The sequence below is a fragment of the Paenibacillus sp. T2-29 genome (genome assembly GCF_052921365.1).
The window spans coordinates 689,222-708,311 of record NZ_JBREVE010000001.1; the positions used below are offsets into that span (position 1 = coordinate 689,222).

Sequence of the window (19,090 nt, forward strand, 5' to 3'; positions counted from 1 at the left end):
CACTTTGCTCCTAGAGCGAAGTGCAAGCTTTTTTCTACCCAATCCAAATGAAGCTCCCTAACTATTTCTAATTACCTCTTCAAGATCAAGATCGGCATATGCCTCTTCACCAAGATGTACAGATACAATGGTGTAGATCCGCTTGGTTAATCTAGACATCAGCCGATCACCTGGTGCTACGGAATATTCTTCCCGAAAATCCCCGATCTTGTGAAAACCGCTGGACATATGGATGTACAAGTTGCCCCTACGCGTTTTACCATGTACCAACATCAAATCTCCTCCTGCTGTGTGACCAACCTATTTTCCCTGTTACATCTATATCGGTCAGAACAAGATAGGATATAAGTCCCTGATCCCCTTCTTTTCTTTCACAAGATCGTGCACGTAAACGAAACGGGTCTGTCAGTGATATGACAGACCCGTCTTTGTAAATCCATTTTTCTAGCTAGAAAGAAACTATTCTTGATAGGATTCTGCAATCGCATTTGCTGCGATGATTGCGTTATACACATCATCAGGACTAACTGGGAACGGCATGTTGACCATTGTATCATTTGCTGCACAAGCATCTTCAGCCACCTGACGCCATTCAGCCTCAACAAATACCTCTACACCCAGATCACGAAGCGTTAATGGAAGACCTACATCCTTAACCAGCTTAATCACGGTCTCTAGCTCTTCTTTTGGTGCGTTTTCCAGCACCAGCTGAGTTAACAAGCCGAATGTAACTTTCTCACCATGCTGTGCTTTGTGAAGTGAAGGAACAGCCGTCATGCCATTATGAATAGCATGTGCTGCTGCCAATCCGCCTGATTCTGCTCCGACACCGCTCAGATAAATGGTCGCTTCAATCGTATCCTCAACTGCACGAGTATATACTTTACGATCCACTGCACGCTTTGCCTTCACGGCATTTTCCAGCAATGTATCATAGCAAAGGCGAGCAAGTCCCAGACCTGTAGTGGAAGGCTTGTTCAGCACCAGATTGTCCCCATTGGCCTGATAGCACGCACGAGCTTCAAAATAAGTTGCCAGTGCATCACCAATACCAGCTGCAAAGAAACGTGCAGGCGCCGCTGCCAAAATACCTGTATCTGCAAGTACTACATCTGGATTCGTAGGCAGGAACAAATATTCATCAAAGGAGCCATCCTTCTTGTAAATAACCGCAAGCGCGGTACAAGGAGCATCTGTAGAAGCAATGGTTGGAAAAATAGCGACAGGCAGCTTTTCATAATAGGCTGTTGCCTTGGCGGTATCCAGCGTTTTTCCCCCGCCAATCCCTATAATGATGTTCGAACCATGTTTGCGTACTAATTCACGGTTACGATCAATCTCTTCTTTTGTACATTCATATTGGAATTTCTCGAAGACCACCTGGTTACCAGCTGCTTCAATCGAAGCACCTGCCTCCTTTTGGGCTCTTTCAAGGATAAATTCATCGCAAATAACATAGGCCTTATCGCCATAATCCTTAATGTAGTCATTTAACGACGAGAGCAGATTTTGTCCAGAAATAAATTTCTTGGGTGAAGTAACGGACCTTACAACGTTTGCCATGTAAATTCCTCCTCAGCTTTGACTCATACTCAAATTAATAATGATTTGGGCATGTGACCCCTTAACTATAAACCTCTTTTCACATTATTAAAAGGCTTATTATGGAATATATTATGAACAAATTGTGTATCTATTACATTTAAAGAGACGAGCTCCATTCAGAGTACAGAATGCCCATCATGATGCGATCATAGCTGTTGCCATCACGGAGAACAGCGGAACGAACTCTCCCCTCAAGCTGGAACCCTGCCTTCTCATAGGTACGGATCGCTTGTGTATTGTACTCAATCACATCCAAGCCGACCCGATTTAAATTCAGCTCATAAAACGCATAACGAAGAATGAGACGTATAGCTTCCGCTCCAAAACCTTTGCCACGGTAGTCCGTATTACCTATACCTACTGCCAGCTGCCCGCAGCGATTATTCCACTCAATCCCATGAATAGCAACAAATCCGATCAGGACATCGTCTGCCAATGTTCTTAAGCGAAAATAGACCTCGTTAGAGCTAGGAGATCCTTCTGATTCCATCTGTTTCAACGTGTAGGGGAGTGCCAGATCCGTATCTACATTGCGCAAATACTTCGCATCCTCACCCCATTTGAACATCAGTTCAGCATCTTCTTCCCTAACTGCGGCCAGTTTTATTCGTTCCCCGTAAAATAAATTTTCGATTTTAATGACTCTTCAGCTCCTATTATGAATTGTGTACGATGTTTTCGTCATCTTTGTCATGTTATCCAACGTCCGCAATATAAGCTCTCCCTAATGAATTCATTGTTTAAATTTTACAAAATAATCATACCTAACACAACCAAATCATTACAAATATCATGGTGGGATATACAAAAAGACCTTGCAGCTGCAAGGTCTTCGTATTCCTAATATTTAAACAACATAGCAACCAGTTGATATCCAGCTCCAATCGTCCAAAATAGCACATAATCGCCGCGCCGGATACGCTCCGATTCGATACCTTCATATAGAGCAATGAACGGGCTGCTGGTACCTGTATAACCATAACGATCACCCACATAAATCATTTGGTCATCCTCTAGCTCCAAATGATCCTGGATCTTCAACACATTGGCCAATGAAAACTGCGACAGACAATAAGCCCGTACATCCTGAGGTGTAAGCCCATTCTTTTTTATAATGCGTTCAAGCAGTTCAAATGTTGGAGGCAAGGCCATATTGGCGTCGAACGGAAGCCACTGAATAAATTTGCCGGGTGCGTTCCTTTGGAGGGTCGCCGCTAACCCCCGGGCCGGGTACAATATTTTATCTATATTGATGGGGTCCGTATAATACAGGGAATCTATAAATCCAGTGTCCTCTTCTGTACGCTCCAAAATAGCTGCACATGCAGCATCGCCATAGTTCGCATACGTAATCTCATCCGCGGGATCGGAAATGAGCGAATTATAATCTGAGCCGATAATAAGCGCTGTCCGCACCTCGGGATTAGACATCATCGACCGACTGGCTTGATCGACAGCTACTGTCATCCCTGCGCAATTTGCATTGGAATCCATCACTGCCACATCATGTCTGGCCCCAATCGCCTGGTGTACAAACAAGGCATTCATCGGAAACAGCGACTCAGGAACTTGAGTGGAGAACACGATCATATCCACATCACGACCTGTCATACCGGCTTGCTCCAGAGCTTTTTGCGCAGCTGCTATTCCCATGGTTAGACCGTTTTCGTTCGGATCATCAATGATATAACGCTGTTTTCTACCCATATGCTCCATGAAGCGTCGAATATCCTTTCCCCGCTCGTCAAAATGGCGAACATAATATTCGTTATCCAACGAATGGGACGGATGGTGCACTCCCAGTGCTTTTATTCTGATATGGCTCATCAGGTTTCCCCCTTACACATACGTCAGCGCATTATTGTACTACAATATCTACGTTGTTTAATCCTGCTTCACGTGCTACACGACCAAGCTGCATTTTAATAATCGTTTGCTGGAGGCTGATGACAAAAATTATTTTGGCAAATCCAGTTTCTTTATAACGTGCAAAAGAACCCTTCAGTTTCTCTACTTCACCTGGTCCCAAAAGTGCCATTTGGGTGCAATCTACCCTGAGTGTAAAGTTCGATGCCTGAATAGATGAAGTTTTGGCTATATAATCCTTTACAAAGCTGTCATACTCCTCTTGGCTAAAAACTCCATTCACTGCCATATGTACCGTTTTAATGACTTGATCCACTTCGATGGTATAAGGATGTTGACTCATTTTAGAAAGACTCCTTTGATTTCATTTTTTGTCTATTAAGAGTATCGGAATAATAGGTAGAATTTTTAATATGAAACGAGATACATCATCCCTAACATATTACAAGTTTGTGAATACACAAAAAACCGTCACCGCTTCTAGAAGAAGCTACTGACGGCTGGAAAAAATTACAAATGACCATATGGAATTAATTCGTAAATGTATGACGACCAAGCGAAATGACTGCCGGACGGCTTTTACTCCATTTGGCTGTGGCAATGGCTGGGTTGTAATAAAACAAAGACCCATTGGTCGGGTCAGCACCATTAAGTGCCTGTCTGGCTGCTCGATACGCAGTCTTGTTGGGTTTCAAGCGGTATTGACCATCCTGTACAGCGGTGAATTGACCCGGCTGTAAAATAACGTCCGGAATCGAGCTTGGAAACTCGCCGGACTGTACACGGTTTAATACGACAGCGCCAACAGCTACTTGTCCTTCAAACGATTCTCCGCGCGCCTCGGAATAAATGATCCGTGCCAGTTGATCCAACGCGGTTACGCGGACCTTTCCGAACGAATCGAGCTTGGCCTGTGTTGCCGCTCCGGCAATACCGTCAGGCGCCAGACCGTGATCCCTCTGAAAACGAGCCACCGCTTTGCTGGTCAAAGAGCCATAGTATCCCGTAAAACCAGCTTTGAAGTAACCGAGTGAATGAAGCTGCTGTTGAAGCTCCAGCACTCGTTCGCTTTGAATCCCTTTCTTTAAAGCTGACGATTGTGCCTGTGCTTGTCCTGGTGCGACTGATAATACAGTACCTAACATGCATGCGCAGGACAGGATTAAAATAGATAATTTTTTCATATTCCAGACAACCTCCTCTTTCATGTTCTGTCCGGTGCAACCATTCCGGCCTGTACAACTCAGGGACGTTTATCCGATGATGCTTCTTGTGCCATAACTTATGACTAGCTGCGGAAATGACGCGTGGCTACATATGGAATCGGACATTGATGCGTTCACACGTCCGTTGCAGTATACCACAAGCCGCATTTACGTATCATCCGGCTCTGGTCCTAAGAATACCCAAATCAATAAAACACTATCCAGCAAGGGATGACGTGTATGAGAAGCAATAGATCACATTTTGACTACACTTGAATACGTGACTTTTTTCGCTATTTTTCGATTCAATCTACCCAGGACCTGAACCTGACATCTGCTTTTTTAAACCACATTTTTGTGCACATATATATGGGCGAATGCATAGAGTAGCGTACGATCATTCATTTCGAGTAACAGAAAGGCAGGAAAGAACACGTGAATTCATATATGGATTACACCTCTCCCACTGTACAGTTCACCTATGATTTAAGCGACAATATTTTGTTTCAGAAAGATGCTCAGAACTCAATCAACGAGCTGTCGATCCAGCAGCTGAATACATTAGCAAATGTATCGCTACTGGATATCCGTCTCAGCACTGCTAATGTTGTAGAGCCTCACTACCATCAAAATGCCACAGAACTAATATACTGTATCTCTGGAGCAGTGACCGTGTCACTGATTAATCCTTTTACCCGCGAGTTACGACATTTTCCGATTACACCTGGACAGGTGGCTAACGTCCCTCAGGGATGGTGGCACTATCTAGTCGCCACGGTGGACAACACTCACTTGTTGGCGATTTTTAACGCTCCAGTTCCTGAATTCATTTTGGGCTCCGATGTTTTGCGGCTCACGCCAAGTAACATTGTGGCTCATACTTACTGTCTGGATGAGAAAAAGGTCCAGGAAGCGCTCGCCCCTATAAAAAAACCTACCATCATCGGTCCTTCCAATGACTGCAAACAGCAGCCACCTCGAAAACCAGGGATTCACGTAAGGCTAACCGATACTTCATCACATCGTCAGGTCGCCCCCCAAAGAGGTTACACCTATACCCATGGATATCCTGGCTTTTCCTTTAATCCCTATCAAGAGTAAGATTAACCCTAGTCAGACCTTAAGTACGACGGAATCCCCCTTCCCTGTATGTTCGCCGTTACCATAAGGCTTTCTCTCTCATAAAATGCCAATGTGTATAAGAGGGGGTGATTGAATGGACGCTTACTACAACTGTTTGAACTGTATGAATAAAAGGGTGCGTATTCTCACCATTGATGGAAAACAGTACGAAGGAACCATTACAGATGTGGATCGTAATAATGTGTACTTAAAAACTGAACGGAATGGACGTGTACAAACGTCTGCCTTTTATCCTTACGGGTACGGTAATCAAATCTTAACTTTAAGCCTGTTCACCCTGTTGGCGATTGCTTTAATTTAGTCCCCAATCCATTGCCCGTTCCTGTCTATAGATGCCAAAGCACCTCATGTGACAGCTGCCCAGCCCGGCACAGTTTGTGCAGGGCCTGTACGCTGTTATTTGGGGTGTTTTATCATACGATCCATTCTCTAAAACACTTAACCCCCCATCGGTTATATCCCAATGGGGGGTTAAGCTAACTCAATTCAATTTAGACCCACAAAGACTTTGTAATGATAACGAGCAGAATGAACAGCACCAGAATAGCTCCTGTCGATGTCCAAACGCCTGGGTAGCCCCCTACTGAACCGCCACCGCAACCTCTTTCACATTCACTCATGGATCATTGCCTCCTTCAATTCAAGGTACAACATAGCTTATGTATTGAGCTTTCCTATGGACCGGGCTTTTTGGCAATGTTATGAATATTCTCGCTGATGGGCATTAGCCTACACCTTTTCTAGGCAGGAGCATAGGATATCACAACTAATCCTGAAGGAGTGAAGCAATTGAATTCAAATCAAATGTTCAATTATAACGTTAACCAACCTTTTCCTCACCATCCTACCTCCCACCATGTCGTGGTACACCCCGTAGATCCGTATGTCGTAGAAACATTAAAATCGATGATCGGCAAGTACGTTGTACTTGAAACAACACGTGGCAGAATTGATGGATGTGTAGTAGATAGTAAGCCTGACCATGTCATCTTGGATGTATACGGTAAAAAATTCTTTGTTCGAATCAGCGAAATCGTATGGATCATGCCTGGCTAACCAAATCAGACATTAAAAATCCTCGCAGATCCTAATTCGGATTCGCGAGGATTAATCATGACATGAACCTGCTAATCAAGCGAGCCTGCCAATGAAGCACGAAGTTCATCTATCGTTCCATTGTACTCATCTAGATCGACTTGGCCGCTAATACCTGGAACACTGCCTGTACTACTGTACTGCCAAGCCCACCAGCTATTCCAAGCTGGAACTGCGGTCGGCTTTTGCGTAGTGCTGTATCGCGCTACCCACAATTTATACATAGAAAACGTAGGATCAAACTTGGAAGCAAAGACGTTTCCCGTGTATACGATCGGCTCACGCCCGGTAAGCTTCTCCATTTCATCCAAAAATGCATGAGCCACTTCACTGATCTGTGCGGAAGTAAGACCTTTGGGATTATTTTCATAATCCATCACAGGGGGCAGATCTAGCCTTCCTCCTGCTGAATCTATAGCCCTAGCAAAATTAGCTGCTTCCTGGCGAGCTCCATCCACGGTAGTTGCGTTCAAAAAGTGGTAAGCGCCAACCAGGATGTTAGCATCTCTGGCCCCCTGAACATTTGCTAAAAATTGATTATCTTGATACTTGGTGCCCTCTGTAGCTTTAATAAAAGCAAATGTCTTGCCTGCCGCCGCCACTTGCTGCCAATCAATATTGCCATTATGGTGCGAGACGTCAATCCCCTGCGCGTGTCCGTCAGAAGACATCGTAGGCTCAACAGGTATAGTAGATATAACAGTATCGGTAGATGCTGACTCCTCCGTTGCCTGATCCAACGCTACGATCACTTTACCATCATCTGCATTAATAAGATGAAAGGGTGTGCTGTGATCAAGATCAACCACAATACGTACCGAGGCTGGGTTTGTACTAAACATGGAGTATCTTACCTTGGAAACATCTAGATCTTCTGTGACTGGAAAGCTTCCTTGTCCACCATTGTTAATTGATTGTGAGGCTGGAAATTCCTCACCAAACTTCGAATCAGGTATATCTACAACAATACGATCTGGTTGAGTTAACTTGGTGACTTTGGGGCTTACTTTTCCATCCACCGTTATCGTCAATTGGTGATTGTTGAAGCGAATTTGGTTTACAGCCGTACGCTCACTCTCTATAGCATCGCTTGCAGCTTGAGTAGCAGAGTGATCACCGGTGGTCACGCTATTTCCGCTTGAAGCAGGCGGAGTCGTCAAGAATACGGTTTTAAGTTCGTTGTTCCAGACCACTTCCACTCCTGTCTGTTCAGATACAAAGCGAAGCGGAACATAAGTCGTCCCCCCGTTAAGCAAAGGAGCTACAGCCAACCCCATCGGTTGATCATTGACTGAGGCAATGGGATTGTTGACCTGAAGGCTCAGGTTAAGATTTTCTTTATGTATAGTTATAGTCCCTGTCTTGGACTCCCAATTCACACTATAACCCAATTCTTCTACAATAAGACGGAGTGGAACCAGCACATTGCCCTTTACTTCCTGGATCTGCACCCCTTTGCTGACACTTATATCTTTACCATCCAGCTGAATATGTGAATTTGAAGACGCAGCGTGACTTTCTCTTGGAAATGCTAGTAGAAACAGAAACAAAAAAGCAAACAAACAAATTTTCTTCATATGTACCCTACCAATCTCTAATTTTTCACTATGTAAATTTTACATTCTATGCCCCTCTAAAGCCTCCATTTTGATAGACGCGACTCCTATGTAAAAAGTTACGATTCATTCATTATATATTTCAGCCTTATAATACGAAAGCACTAAAAAGCTCTGCCAGCTATACTCAAGCAGAGCTTATTCCAGTTATTCATACGGTTACAAATGTTAGTCCTACAAGAATGATCGAAGTAACAGATAGTACCAGTAAGGGCAGCATTGCTTTCTCTCGCAAAGTCTTAAAGCTCACATTTAGCCCCATGCCTACCATAGCCATCGTTAACATAAAGGTAGTAAGCTGAGAAAGTTCGTTCATTAGACTAGGTGAAACTACAATATATTTTCCAAAAACATAACTTCCCAAAATACTTGCCGCAATAAAGCCCATGAGGAACCAGGGGAACTCTACTTTAGTACCTGTACGAATCTTTCCGGTTCGTTTCATCCAATACATTAAAATAAAGCTAAGCGGTATGAGTAAGAAGACACGCCCCAATTTGGCTAATAAACCCATGGCAAGAGCATCCTGTCCAGCAGGTGCTGCCGCTAAGGCCACATGTGCAATTTCATGTAAACTGATGCCTGACCAGATTCCATACTGTATATCTGTCAGAGGAAGCCAAGGCCGAAGCACTGTAAACAAAATGGCAAATACCGTGCCAACCAAGGCAATGAGTCCGACACCTATAGCTGTATCCTCATCGTCGGACTTCAATATAGGAGAAACAGCTGCAATAGCTGCTGCACCACAAACTCCGGTTCCAATCCCGAGAAGAAGCGAAATCGAAGCATCTGCCTTAAATCGTTTGGCGAGCCAAACCGTAAACAAAATGGCAAATACCACAGTGCCTACATCGCGCATAAGCAAACCCAGCCCATGATGAATAACATCATCCATATTTAGCTTCAATCCATATAATACAATAGCTCCGCGCAGTATTTTCTTGGCTGAAAATTCAATTCCTGAGCGTACAGCTTCAGGGTACCCCCACAACTGTCGGTATAGTATAGCGAGAAACATTGCACATGCCAATGGACCTACATAATGAAAGCCCGGCACTTCGTTCAGGACGTATCCTGCCAGTGCAAAGATCATCGTTAGCACAATGCCAAATAAAAACTGAAATAATCGACCCCTGTTCAATAAAAATTTGACGTGTTGAATATGACTCTTCATGCTGATTCCCTCCAATTCTACATGCATACAGCTTAATATGTATTTTGTCATAAGAAAAATAAATCATTATAATAATGATGATAAGTAAATATGCATGATAAATTTGGAGGAATAGACTTTGGATCAATCTTTAATCGTCTTTGTTAGGGTTGCGGAGAAACAAAACTTCACACGAGCTGCTGAGGCACTACATATGACCCAGCCTGCGGTAAGTCAATATATTCAAACACTGGAACGCAGTGTAGGAACCCGGCTCCTGGAGCGAAGTAATAAATATGTGCGCTTAACTAAAGCAGGTGAAATTGTGTATCATCATGCCCAGGAGATTATCCGACTCCATACACGTATGCAGTACTTGGTGGACGAACTAATGCATACGGCAAAGGGTAACCTGTCTATTGGTGCAAGCTACACGTATGGTGAATATGTACTACCCCATGTAATTGCGCAAATGAGAATCCAGTACCCGCTCATTCAGCCCTCTATTACCATCGGCAATACATTGGAAATTGAAAAGCTCGTAATTCATAATCAACTGGATGTGGGCATTATCGAAGGAGAATTTCAGCATGACCATTTACACATTGAATCCTTCGCCGATGATGAAATGGTTATTGTCGTTCCGCAAAATCATCGTTTGGCCGGTACATCTCAAGTGGATATAAATGAGCTGCATGATGACATCTGGATTCTGCGGGAAGAAGGCTCTGGAACCCGGGAGGCGGCTGAAAAGATGTTTGCACAGCTTCGATTTTATCCTTCTCATATGATGAATTTTGGCAGTACACAGATCATCAAAGAGTCTGTAGAAGCAGGCTTGGGGATTTCTTTGCTGTCCCAATGGGTAATTCAAAAGGAACTTGCTTTGGGAACATTAGAAGTATTGGATATTCTCAATCTCCCGTTCATTCGGAAATTCTCCTTTCTGACCCCTTCTGCGGTATTTGAGACGAAAGCAACCACTGCTTTTTTGGAGATTTTGCGAGATTATAATGTAAAAAGGTAACCTGTAAAAGAAAAAAGCACCGATTAAGGTGCTTGCAATATAGTCAGTATTATATTTTTTATGAGGAGAGATGGTCCTTACCATAGTATAAGAAATGGGAAAAGTCAGCGTAGCTCCCTTGGAATTGTTGCATATCATGAGCAGCAATACCTACAAAATTCCCTGTAAATCCTCCCGACAAAAAGCTGATATCCTGTATTTCAAAAAGTCGCTTCCAGGAAAGCTCATCTCCGACTCCATAATAAAATTGTGCATAGGAGGCATGGACCTCTACAGCCAAATGTACAGGAAGATCATTCTGAAGTGCAATCACTTGCGGAACTAACGTAAATGAATTAGCTTCACAGCGCATCATGCGCAGCACTTTTCCCACTCCCTCTTCATAGCTGACATACGTATACAAATAGTCCTCTTCATTGAGATACAGCAAAAGTCCCGCCATTTGCAAATAGCTTGTTGGCTGATACTCCAGTGCTGTTTCTACCCGAAAATGATGATCCGTTTGCCGAATGGCAAGCACGTGGTGCTTGAATAGACTTTGTATGGATTCTCCAGCATGAATTCGAAGGTAGCCTGGGCGCTGACTTAATGAACACCAGCTATCGTCCGCCAGGATACGCAATGTGTTCCACGATTTATCAATTGTGGGGCCCTCGAAAAAGTCTTCGAAAATATACTCCTGCTGCTCTTGCTTAATCGAAACTGTCCCTTGAGGCGCAGGCACCTCCAATTGAGGTGTATGGCCCCCGGCGGTTAATCGCAGCCAGCCTTCATCATTCCAATAGACTTGTTGCAACGCTGTCTCGCGCCCTAAAATGGCGTATTTCCCCTCCACTGGACGTGTGCATAAATGGGCCATATACCATTCTCCGTCAGGTGTTTGCACAAGACTGCCATGTCCTGCGCATTGTAACGGGAAATTCAGCTGATCACGAGATGTAAGCATCGGATTATGCGGGTCCACTTCATACGGGCCGGATATTTGCTTGGAGCGTGCTACGGTAACTGCATGCCCCGTACCTGTTCCACCTTCCGCTGTAATAAGATAGTAATAACCGTTCTGCCTGTAGATGTGGGGCGCTTCTGTCTTCTTCAATGGAGTGCAATCAAAAATTTTAACAGGCTCGCCAACAAGCCGCTGTTGACTGCTGTCATACTCCTGCATGACGATACCTGAAGACTTATTGCTTTCCAACATGCGGTAATCCCATAGGGCGTTCAATAGCCATTTGCGTCCATCCTCATCATGAAATAAAGACGGATCAAATCCACTACTATTCAGATAAACGGGTTCCGACCACGGCCCGTGAATCGTAGGCGCTGTTATCACAAAATTATGAACGTCCTTGAACGGACGCTTGGTGCTTTTCACATCCGTATAGAGTAGATAAAATAGGTTATCCGCGTAGCTCAATTGCGGTGCCCAAATGCTGCAATTTTTTGGGTTCCCCCTCAAGTCAACCTGGTCAGTCAAAATATCCGTGCAGTGCTCCCAATGAGCCAAATCTTTGGACTGGTACACCCGTACTCCAGGCAGCCACTCAAACGATGACACTACAATATAGTAAGTATCCTCGACTCGCGTAATACACGGATCGGGATTAAAGCCTTTTAATATAGGGTTTTGGATCATCATGAGACATCACTTCTCCTTGCTTTCCAAAATGCGACTCCCTCAAAAACCTGTTCCTTGCTCCATGCTTCTGTCCTCGCTTCAAAACAATCCGCCCACGGAACACGCTGCTGACGTAATGAAGCTATTTCATCAGATCCGCCATATTCCTGATAGCATACGGTTTTCTCGTTCGCTACAGTGTCCCAATTGTCCCAGCCACGCGGATCGATATGGTCGCCCATTTTACAATTGACAAATACGGTTTTGGCATATTCCCGCCATGGACGACCCAAAAAAACAGGGGTAATATCAGGCTCTGCGGTTAAATAGCAATGATCAAATACATAGCCGTACGTTTGTCCTTGCGGTGTAGAGGCGGCTGTAACGTAGCTTGTATGGTTCTTATGATGACGCAAACTACGAATCTCGCAATCTTCAAAGTAAGCGGTAGCCCCGCCAAAAATGAAGTCTATCGTACCCTCGATGTAACAATGCTGATAAAGCTGGCGATAGTATGCGTGATGTTCTTTCAAAGGAATTCCACCAAACTTTAATCGTTCTTTGGGTGCAGGAGGCAGAGGGCCTGTAAATAACGTGTCCTGGTACCCTTTAAAGGTGCAGTTTCTAAAGATGGTTTGATCACAATGAGCGTATACCGCAACGGCCTGCCCAATGTGTTCTCCCTGTCCGGCCGTGTTGGAAATGATGAGATTTTCCAAGATCAAATGGCTGCCGCCTACAAATAAAGTGGGTGTTGCAAAGGTTCCTATTTCCTCACCTGCTTCATTCCGCTCCCTGGCGTACCGATTCATTCGAATTTCTACCTGTCCGATGCCTATGATATGTAGATTTGAACGGTAAATCCGCACCTCTTCCTCATAGGTACCCGATAAAATAGTTAGCGTTTCCATTTCGTTGGAAGGCGATTGCTCCAATACATTAATCGCCTCCTGAATGGTGTGGAAATCACAAAAGGATTCTTTTCCGACTAGCATGGTTACCCCAATCCTTTCATTTGATTTACAAGTGTTCAGCTAAAAATGACTGCCAAGCCGTTCGCATTTCCAATGTCTCCATATGACCACCGCTCGCAATCACAGGCTGCCAATGCTCAGGGTGACCTGCTTTCTGATAAGCTTCCAACAACCCGTTTGCCAAATGCTCGACTCCTTCTATAGGACACATTCGATCATTTTGACCTGTTATACTCATCCGTGGGCGAGGTACGATCCGCTTTTGAATATCCAACGTGGTGAAATGCTTCAACAAGCCGGGAACATAGGAATAGAACCCATGATGATCCAATCCCCTTTTGGCGATCAGCGTATGGGCATCTACCTGTCCGCAGATATCAACCGTGACCTGTATTCGTTCATCTAAAGCAGCCATCCACCATGCCATAAGTCCACCCATCGACATGCCGATCGTTGCGATGCGGGAAGCATCAATGTCCTCACGCTGGCACATATAATCTACCAAACGACGGTTATCATACAGCATCATGCCCCACAGCACCTGGCCTTGCCAGAGCATTTCTTTTACCAGCTCGCTCTCGGTTTTGCCCCCACGTTCATTGAAGCCCCACATGTCGATACAACACACGCAATATCCCATGTCTGTCAGAACTGTAGCAAACGAGGGCTGCTGTAGGTAAGGACTGCTATGGAGCAACTCCTTACGTCCATTCGTATAGTTGCCCCCGTGCGAATGGTTAAAAACGACCAATGGGAACGGGCCGTTCCGTTGTAAGGGTGTAGCTACATAAGCGGGCACAGACTCGATTCCGTTCAAGTCCAGTAGGAGACACTCCAGTCGATATCCCTCCCGCTCTTCTTGATTCAGCAGAGTTGCCGTTATAGGGCGATCTGCCGGAAGGTCGCCCAGCAATGCTTGCAACTTATCCACGTTTTATTCTCCTTTCATCCCTCCTAGTTCAGCACATTCTGTTCAGAAGGTTGTACCGTTACTTGTTCTATCAGCTTTTCAGGCTGAGCTGTATTCTTCGAATGGCAACGATTGATTTCAACGTTTTCCCCATTTTCAATATAAAAGGTAGGACCTTCATGATTCTCAATCGTAACCTGTTGAAAACGAATATCCTTCACGTTACCCAGATAAAAACCACGGTTATTCATATCTTCAATCCCTGTCATCATGGCCGGACGACCGGGAATCGCATTTTTAGCCATAGAAATATCAATATTGGAAAATGTGATTTCAGCGATATATTGCTCTGCAAGTCCGTACAAGAAGCCAGCCGCCGCATGAACCTGTCTTGCCGTAATATTAGAAAAATGGATTCTTCTAAAGCACGGAGTTTCATCAGTAATCGGATAGGGATTTTTATCCCAAACATATTTGTCTTTGCCCCGAGGTCCGCAGAAATAATACAGGTTTAGAATAAATGGACAAATGACCTCCTCCATCACAATGTTGCTGATGCGAATATCCTCGATGACTCCACCGCGTCCCCGTCTTGATTTCAGACGTATACCCCGATCCGTTTGCTTGAACACGCAATTGCTAATCGTAACATTACGAATATCTCCGCTCATTTCGCTTCCCAGCACGACAGCACCATGACCATGTACCATTGTACAGTTGGTAATCGTAATATTTTCACAAGGAATCCGTTCTTGCGTATCTTCGGTTCCTGCTTTGATCGCAATACAATCATCGCCTACATCTATATTGCAGTTGCTAATACGAACATTGGAACAGGATTCGGGATTAATACCATCCGTATTGGGAGAGTCCGCCGGGTTAAGAATGGACAAATTATCAATCGTAACGTTATAGCAAGCAATGGGGTTTACAGTCCAACTGGGGGAATTTTTTAACATAACATCTTTAATGGTAACCCGCTGACAACGGTCAAAGCTGATTAATTTGGGTCTCGGATACTGTAACTCCTCTGGATGATTCCGATGCTTTTCCCACCACGGCTGACCATTTCCATCCAGCGTTCCGCTGCCTGTAATCGAAATATTCTCAAGGTTCTCTCCATAAATACACGATGCATGTACTTCCCGCTGAACGCCCTCCCATCTGGATTCTACTACAGGGTAATCAGCCAGTTCCGTACTGAAGGAAAGAATAGCGCCAGGGCTTACATGCAGCTCAATGTTGCTTTTCAGAAAAATAGCGCCCGTTAGGTACGTTCCAGCCGGAACAAAAACGGTGCCTCCACCAGCATTACTTGCCGCTTCAATAGCAGCCGCAATCGCCTCTGTTGCCATCGTCGTACCATCCTGAACTGCTCCATAATCTACAATGTTGTACAATTGCATTTCGTTCTCTCCTGTCTTTATTTTATGTGAATGATAATGATTTATAGACTGGGCTGGAAAACACACTGGAAAACGGAGTAGGCGGAATGGTGCTGGACAAGTGTCAGCAATGATAAGCACCATCCGCCTGCGTAGTGACAATACATGTACACTAATATTCAACCTATATCTTTATTTTTTCGATTTCTTATACGCTTCTTCATACTCAGTGGTAATTCGTGCTCCGCCTGATTTTTTCCAATTTTCTACAGCTGCCTTAAATCCGGCTTCATCAATTTCACCCATAATAAATTTGAAGGAGGCGTCGGTAATGATTTTCTCCAGCTCTGTCCCTTGTTCATTAGCGGTAGCTGAATCCAGTGGCACTGTCGGGTCTAGAACAGCAAATTTATTATTTTCTCGCACTAATTCGTTAGCCAGTTCCTTTTCCGGATTGGCATCCTTTAAGTTATAAGTCACTTCACTTGGTCTGGAGCTTGAAAACGGCTGAACGTCTGCTTGCCATAAATCTGTATTCGTAATTTTGAAGGAACCATCCTTTTCAATTTTATAATGAGTACCTTCAAGACCACCGGTCATATACATGTATACATCTTTGTCAATTAAGTCATCTACAAATTGCAGCAGTCTCTTCAACTCAGCTTCTGTCTTTACTTCAGATTTCGGAAATGCCAGCAAGCCTCCTACCCCGCTTCCCTCAGACCATACGTGGTATTGTCCATCTCCATTCGAAATCTTGTTGACAGGTACCAGCTTCAGCCCTTTTTGTAAGCCTTGAGACAAGGTTCTGAGGTTAGAAATATCGATCATGCCTGTATAAATACCTGCTTTACCTTGTGCAAATTGTTGTTGCTGGTCCGTTTTAGCGGTTACAGCAAAGTCTTTGGAGAGATACCCGTTTTTGTATAATTTATTGGAATACTTCAAGGTCTCCAAATATTGAGGAGTATCAAATTCCGGCGTAAACTTTCCGTTTTCATCTACTTTCCAGCCATTAGGTGTACCAAAATAGGAACTTAACGTTTTGAAACTGCTGTAGCGCAGATCCGATCTGTCAACAAACCCAGTCGTATCATTTTTTCCATTGCCATCCGGATCATCTTCTGTAAACGCTCTCGCAACTTCATACAACTCATCCAGTGTGGTCGGCACCTTCAGTCCTAAGCGATCGAGCCAATCCTGACGAATGACCAGACCCGCCCGAGCCAGATTCTTCTGGAACGGAACACCATATAGCACCCCTTCAATAGAAGCGGCTTCTCGCACTTCAGGTGGGATCTTTTTCAAATTTTCGTAATCATCCAAGTATTTGCCTACATCCCAGAATAGTCCTGATTTCAATGAACTACGTACTGAGGAATTTGTCATCATCGTCAAAGTCACCATATCTGCCAATTCACCAGAAGCCAGTGCGGTGGTAATTCTCTCTTCCTTGGAAGCATCCGGTACCCAGTTGAACGTAATTTTGGAATTGGTGTATTCTTCGATTTTACTTTTAATCGTTTCTGTAGGCGGAGAGGCTGTATGCAATACGTTTAGCCAGGTAAATTCCAGTTTGGATTTAGGATCATAGGTTTGACTGCCTTGATCTTCAGTTCCCTTGTCACCACAAGCAGCTAGAAAAACACTCATGACCATAAGTGCGGCAAGAAGACCTGACACTCCCTTTTTCATCTTGATTCCTTTTTTCATCGTGTTTGCTCCTTTTTGGTTTGTATATTCATACCATATCTTCCTCTTTCACCAGAACCTCTCGCTCTATTTTGCTGAATACCTGATGCGTCATCCACATCACGAGATAACCGATGATGCTCGCTCCGGCAAAAGTTAGAATTCCTGGGTACAAGCCTAGAATCAATGCATAAAGCACGACAATGGCTACAAAAAGAACAAGTGTATATTGTAAATACGAAAAACCAATCACGATCGACATCTTGATCTTCAGCTTGATGCCTTTCCAATCATAGTGAGCCAGCAACGGAAAAATGTATGCCAAAGAGATAAGATACAAAAAGGCACCCATCAGCGTCACCACACGAATATACCAGGATGAGACGTTGACGATATCCACGTAGAGCACGTAACCCACAAGGCTGTAAAGCCCGCCAATGATGGCTGCTTCTTTAAAGCTTTCTTTAAAGTAACGTACAAACGTCGAGAAAATGGCGACTTCCTCATTGCCCCGAATCCACTGCCTTAAAATGCTAAGCATAGCAACGGTTGCAGGCCCAACACCTATAAAACCCAAGCCCAGGATCGTCGCAATCGTCCACAGCAAGTTAAGGTAGACCAGGCGTAGCAGGCGCATGCACCATTTGTTCATGTTTTCTACAAACCGTACCATTTTGCATCCTTCCCGTCGTCATTAGTAAACGCCGTCTTCACCAAATTTCTTAGCGAGTCGATTGGAGAGCATAATCAGAATTAAACCTACTACACCTTTAAAAAGTCCTACTGTCGTACTGAAACTTAATTGTCCATTCTTTAAACCCGCAGTATAAATATAGGTGTCAAAGATTTCGGCAACCTCGCGGTTTAATGAATTCAATAGCAGATACATATGCTCAAAGCCCAAATCCAGCGTGCTACCAATTTTCAAAATTAACAATGTAATAATAACCGGGCGGATCGCTGGCAACGTCACGTGCCATGTCTTTCGCAAACGTCCAGCGCCGTCCATTTCTGCTGCCTCATACAATTGCGTATCCACCACTGTAATTGCAGATAAATAAATGATGGTAGACCAGCCGAGTTCCTTCCAAATCACTTGCCCGATATATACCGTTCGCAGCCACTGCGGAGATGTTAAGAAGCTGATCTTCTCACCGCCCAGCGCGGCAATCATTTCATTCAGTACACCGCCGTCCACTGTCAGGAATACATAAGAAATCGAAACAATGATAACCCATGACATAAAGTGCGGAATGTAGATAATGGTTTGAATAATGTTTTTGAAAAACATCTTCCTAACTTCATTCAGCATGAGCGCCAATATGATGGGCAACGGAAAAAAGATTACAATATTCAGTGCAAATAAAATCAGCGTATTGCGAAGCAGCATAAAAAACGTAGGCTCAGTAAACAAACGAATAAAATGCTTCATTCCTACCCATGGACTGCCTGTGATTCCCTGAAATGCTTGATAATCCTGAAATGCAATTACCAATCCCCCCATAGGGAAGTACTTGAAGATAATGAAGTACACCAATCCGGGTAAAACCATCAGATAGAGCAGCTTGTGTTTCTGCATTCGTAAAAGGCTTTCCGTCGTTCTTTTGTTCTTCTTCATTTTCATCTTCATATTTGGTGCGGGGACACTTGAAACTTTCATTAGTTCGACCTCCTTCAAACATTCCTGTATACGCTTTCAAGAGTACGTTATTTTCGGCATTCCGCATATAATCATCAAATGATAGCGTTTACAAAAGTAGGCCGACAGCCTACTTTATAGCCTCTTCACCTTAGCTAATGA

General features: G+C 44.1%; 20 protein-coding genes. 4 read left to right on the forward strand and 16 right to left on the reverse strand.

The genetic code is table 11. The annotated features are described in order from the left end of the window. Positions 1-57: 57 nt before the first annotated feature. From ACU1JV_RS03500 to ACU1JV_RS03525, 6 genes are all read right to left on the reverse strand, one after another. Complete coding sequence (locus ACU1JV_RS03500; RefSeq protein WP_013371960.1) at positions 58-273, reverse strand: hypothetical protein; 216 nt, start codon at positions 271-273, stop codon at positions 58-60. 186 nt (positions 274-459) lie between these two features. Further along, complete coding sequence (locus ACU1JV_RS03505; protein ID WP_040103356.1) at positions 460-1,563, reverse strand: glycerol dehydrogenase; 1,104 nt, start codon at positions 1,561-1,563, stop codon at positions 460-462. 139 nt (positions 1,564-1,702) lie between these two features. Further along, entirely contained in the window at positions 1,703-2,245 is a 543-nt protein-coding gene (locus ACU1JV_RS03510) for a GNAT family N-acetyltransferase (RefSeq protein ID WP_040103355.1), read from the reverse strand. A 200-nt stretch (positions 2,246-2,445) separates the two neighbouring features. Continuing rightward, entirely contained in the window at positions 2,446-3,432 is a 987-nt protein-coding gene (locus tag ACU1JV_RS03515; protein WP_040103354.1) for a ketoacyl-ACP synthase III, read from the reverse strand. A 31-nt stretch (positions 3,433-3,463) separates the two neighbouring features. After that, the gene (locus ACU1JV_RS03520) at positions 3,464-3,814 is read right to left on the reverse strand and encodes a hypothetical protein (protein WP_013371964.1); all 351 of its coding nucleotides are present in this window, start codon (positions 3,812-3,814) and stop codon (positions 3,464-3,466) included. 187 nt (positions 3,815-4,001) lie between these two features. After that, positions 4,002-4,655: a cell wall hydrolase gene (locus tag ACU1JV_RS03525; protein ID WP_090738760.1), complete on the reverse strand. Its 654-nt coding sequence runs from the start codon at positions 4,653-4,655 to the stop codon at positions 4,002-4,004. A gap of 456 nt (positions 4,656-5,111) precedes the next feature. Between ACU1JV_RS03525 and ACU1JV_RS03530 the strand changes: the two genes are divergently transcribed. Both ACU1JV_RS03530 and ACU1JV_RS03535 read left to right on the forward strand, forming a co-directional pair. Next, positions 5,112-5,777 (forward strand): cupin domain-containing protein, encoded by a 666-nt coding sequence (locus ACU1JV_RS03530; protein ID WP_413986660.1) that lies wholly within the window; start codon positions 5,112-5,114, stop codon positions 5,775-5,777. Positions 5,778-5,892: 115 nt separating this feature from the next. Next, positions 5,893-6,120, forward strand: a complete 228-nt coding sequence (locus ACU1JV_RS03535; RefSeq protein WP_013371968.1) for a hypothetical protein — start codon at positions 5,893-5,895, stop codon at positions 6,118-6,120. A 190-nt stretch (positions 6,121-6,310) separates the two neighbouring features. Here the strand turns inward: ACU1JV_RS03535 and ACU1JV_RS03540 are convergent, their stop codons facing one another. Further along, on the reverse strand, positions 6,311-6,439 hold the full coding sequence (locus ACU1JV_RS03540; RefSeq protein WP_013371969.1) for a hypothetical protein: 129 nt from the start codon (positions 6,437-6,439) through the stop codon (positions 6,311-6,313). Positions 6,440-6,608: 169 nt separating this feature from the next. Here ACU1JV_RS03540 and ACU1JV_RS03545 point away from each other — a divergent pair, with 169 nt between their 5' ends. Further along, complete coding sequence (locus ACU1JV_RS03545) at positions 6,609-6,875, forward strand: DUF2642 domain-containing protein (RefSeq protein WP_025676485.1); 267 nt, start codon at positions 6,609-6,611, stop codon at positions 6,873-6,875. 71 nt (positions 6,876-6,946) lie between these two features. On the opposite strand, the gene ACU1JV_RS03550 is transcribed toward ACU1JV_RS03545, so the two are convergent. Both ACU1JV_RS03550 and ACU1JV_RS03555 read right to left on the reverse strand, forming a co-directional pair. Then, on the reverse strand, positions 6,947-8,491 hold the full coding sequence (locus ACU1JV_RS03550; protein WP_165079614.1) for a GH25 family lysozyme: 1,545 nt from the start codon (positions 8,489-8,491) through the stop codon (positions 6,947-6,949). A gap of 190 nt (positions 8,492-8,681) precedes the next feature. After that, positions 8,682-9,707, reverse strand: a complete 1,026-nt coding sequence (locus ACU1JV_RS03555) for a YeiH family protein (RefSeq protein WP_025676482.1) — start codon at positions 9,705-9,707, stop codon at positions 8,682-8,684. Positions 9,708-9,825: 118 nt separating this feature from the next. Here ACU1JV_RS03555 and ACU1JV_RS03560 point away from each other — a divergent pair, with 118 nt between their 5' ends. Beyond that, positions 9,826-10,713 (forward strand): LysR family transcriptional regulator, encoded by an 888-nt coding sequence (locus ACU1JV_RS03560; protein WP_013371973.1) that lies wholly within the window; start codon positions 9,826-9,828, stop codon positions 10,711-10,713. Between the two features lie 58 nt (positions 10,714-10,771). Here the strand turns inward: ACU1JV_RS03560 and ACU1JV_RS03565 are convergent, their stop codons facing one another. The 7 genes from ACU1JV_RS03565 to ACU1JV_RS03595 form a co-directional block, all read right to left on the reverse strand. Further along, positions 10,772-12,349: a glycoside hydrolase family 43 protein gene (locus ACU1JV_RS03565; RefSeq protein ID WP_413986661.1), complete on the reverse strand. Its 1,578-nt coding sequence runs from the start codon at positions 12,347-12,349 to the stop codon at positions 10,772-10,774. Beyond that, positions 12,346-13,323 (reverse strand): pectinesterase family protein, encoded by a 978-nt coding sequence (locus ACU1JV_RS03570; protein WP_129549606.1) that lies wholly within the window; start codon positions 13,321-13,323, stop codon positions 12,346-12,348. The genes ACU1JV_RS03565 and ACU1JV_RS03570 overlap by 4 nt, the downstream gene beginning before the upstream one ends. A 25-nt stretch (positions 13,324-13,348) precedes the next feature. Further along, positions 13,349-14,233: a dienelactone hydrolase family protein gene (locus ACU1JV_RS03575; RefSeq protein WP_413986662.1), complete on the reverse strand. Its 885-nt coding sequence runs from the start codon at positions 14,231-14,233 to the stop codon at positions 13,349-13,351. Positions 14,234-14,256: 23 nt separating this feature from the next. After that, entirely contained in the window at positions 14,257-15,618 is a 1,362-nt protein-coding gene (locus ACU1JV_RS03580; protein WP_413986663.1) for a glycoside hydrolase family 28 protein, read from the reverse strand. 171 nt (positions 15,619-15,789) lie between these two features. Then, positions 15,790-17,310 (reverse strand): extracellular solute-binding protein, encoded by a 1,521-nt coding sequence (locus ACU1JV_RS03585; RefSeq protein WP_040103344.1) that lies wholly within the window; start codon positions 17,308-17,310, stop codon positions 15,790-15,792. A gap of 28 nt (positions 17,311-17,338) precedes the next feature. Beyond that, positions 17,339-17,962 (reverse strand): YesL family protein, encoded by a 624-nt coding sequence (locus ACU1JV_RS03590; protein ID WP_126666827.1) that lies wholly within the window; start codon positions 17,960-17,962, stop codon positions 17,339-17,341. Positions 17,963-17,983: 21 nt separating this feature from the next. Next, positions 17,984-18,949 carry an ABC transporter permease gene (locus ACU1JV_RS03595; RefSeq protein ID WP_013371980.1) on the reverse strand — a complete coding sequence of 322 codons (966 nt, stop codon included), beginning with the start codon at positions 18,947-18,949 and terminating at the stop codon, positions 17,984-17,986. Positions 18,950-19,090 lie beyond the last annotated feature (141 nt).

What these genes read in the sequence shown, in the direction of transcription:
- ACU1JV_RS03500 (WP_013371960.1), bottom strand. Translation starts at nt 273, where the DNA reads ATGTTGGTACATGGTAAAACGCGTAGGGGCAACTTGTACATCCATATG.
- ACU1JV_RS03505 (WP_040103356.1), bottom strand. Translation starts at nt 1,563, where the DNA reads ATGGCAAACGTTGTAAGGTCCGTTACTTCACCCAAGAAATTTATTTCT.
- ACU1JV_RS03515 (WP_040103354.1), bottom strand. Translation starts at nt 3,432, where the DNA reads ATGAGCCATATCAGAATAAAAGCACTGGGAGTGCACCATCCGTCCCAT.
- ACU1JV_RS03520 (WP_013371964.1), bottom strand. Translation starts at nt 3,814, where the DNA reads ATGAGTCAACATCCTTATACCATCGAAGTGGATCAAGTCATTAAAACG.
- ACU1JV_RS03525 (WP_090738760.1), bottom strand. Translation starts at nt 4,655, where the DNA reads ATGAAAAAATTATCTATTTTAATCCTGTCCTGCGCATGCATGTTAGGT.
- ACU1JV_RS03535 (WP_013371968.1), top strand. Translation starts at nt 5,893, where the DNA reads ATGGACGCTTACTACAACTGTTTGAACTGTATGAATAAAAGGGTGCGT.
- ACU1JV_RS03540 (WP_013371969.1), bottom strand. Translation starts at nt 6,439, where the DNA reads ATGAGTGAATGTGAAAGAGGTTGCGGTGGCGGTTCAGTAGGGGGCTAC.
- ACU1JV_RS03550 (WP_165079614.1), bottom strand. Translation starts at nt 8,491, where the DNA reads ATGAAGAAAATTTGTTTGTTTGCTTTTTTGTTTCTGTTTCTACTAGCA.
- ACU1JV_RS03555 (WP_025676482.1), bottom strand. Translation starts at nt 9,707, where the DNA reads ATGAAGAGTCATATTCAACACGTCAAATTTTTATTGAACAGGGGTCGA.
- ACU1JV_RS03565 (WP_413986661.1), bottom strand. Translation starts at nt 12,349, where the DNA reads ATGATGATCCAAAACCCTATATTAAAAGGCTTTAATCCCGATCCGTGT.
- ACU1JV_RS03570 (WP_129549606.1), bottom strand. Translation starts at nt 13,323, where the DNA reads ATGCTAGTCGGAAAAGAATCCTTTTGTGATTTCCACACCATTCAGGAG.
- ACU1JV_RS03580 (WP_413986663.1), bottom strand. Translation starts at nt 15,618, where the DNA reads ATGCAATTGTACAACATTGTAGATTATGGAGCAGTTCAGGATGGTACG.
- ACU1JV_RS03585 (WP_040103344.1), bottom strand. Translation starts at nt 17,310, where the DNA reads ATGAAAAAAGGAATCAAGATGAAAAAGGGAGTGTCAGGTCTTCTTGCC.
- ACU1JV_RS03590 (WP_126666827.1), bottom strand. Translation starts at nt 17,962, where the DNA reads ATGGTACGGTTTGTAGAAAACATGAACAAATGGTGCATGCGCCTGCTA.
- ACU1JV_RS03595 (WP_013371980.1), bottom strand. Translation starts at nt 18,949, where the DNA reads ATGAAAGTTTCAAGTGTCCCCGCACCAAATATGAAGATGAAAATGAAG.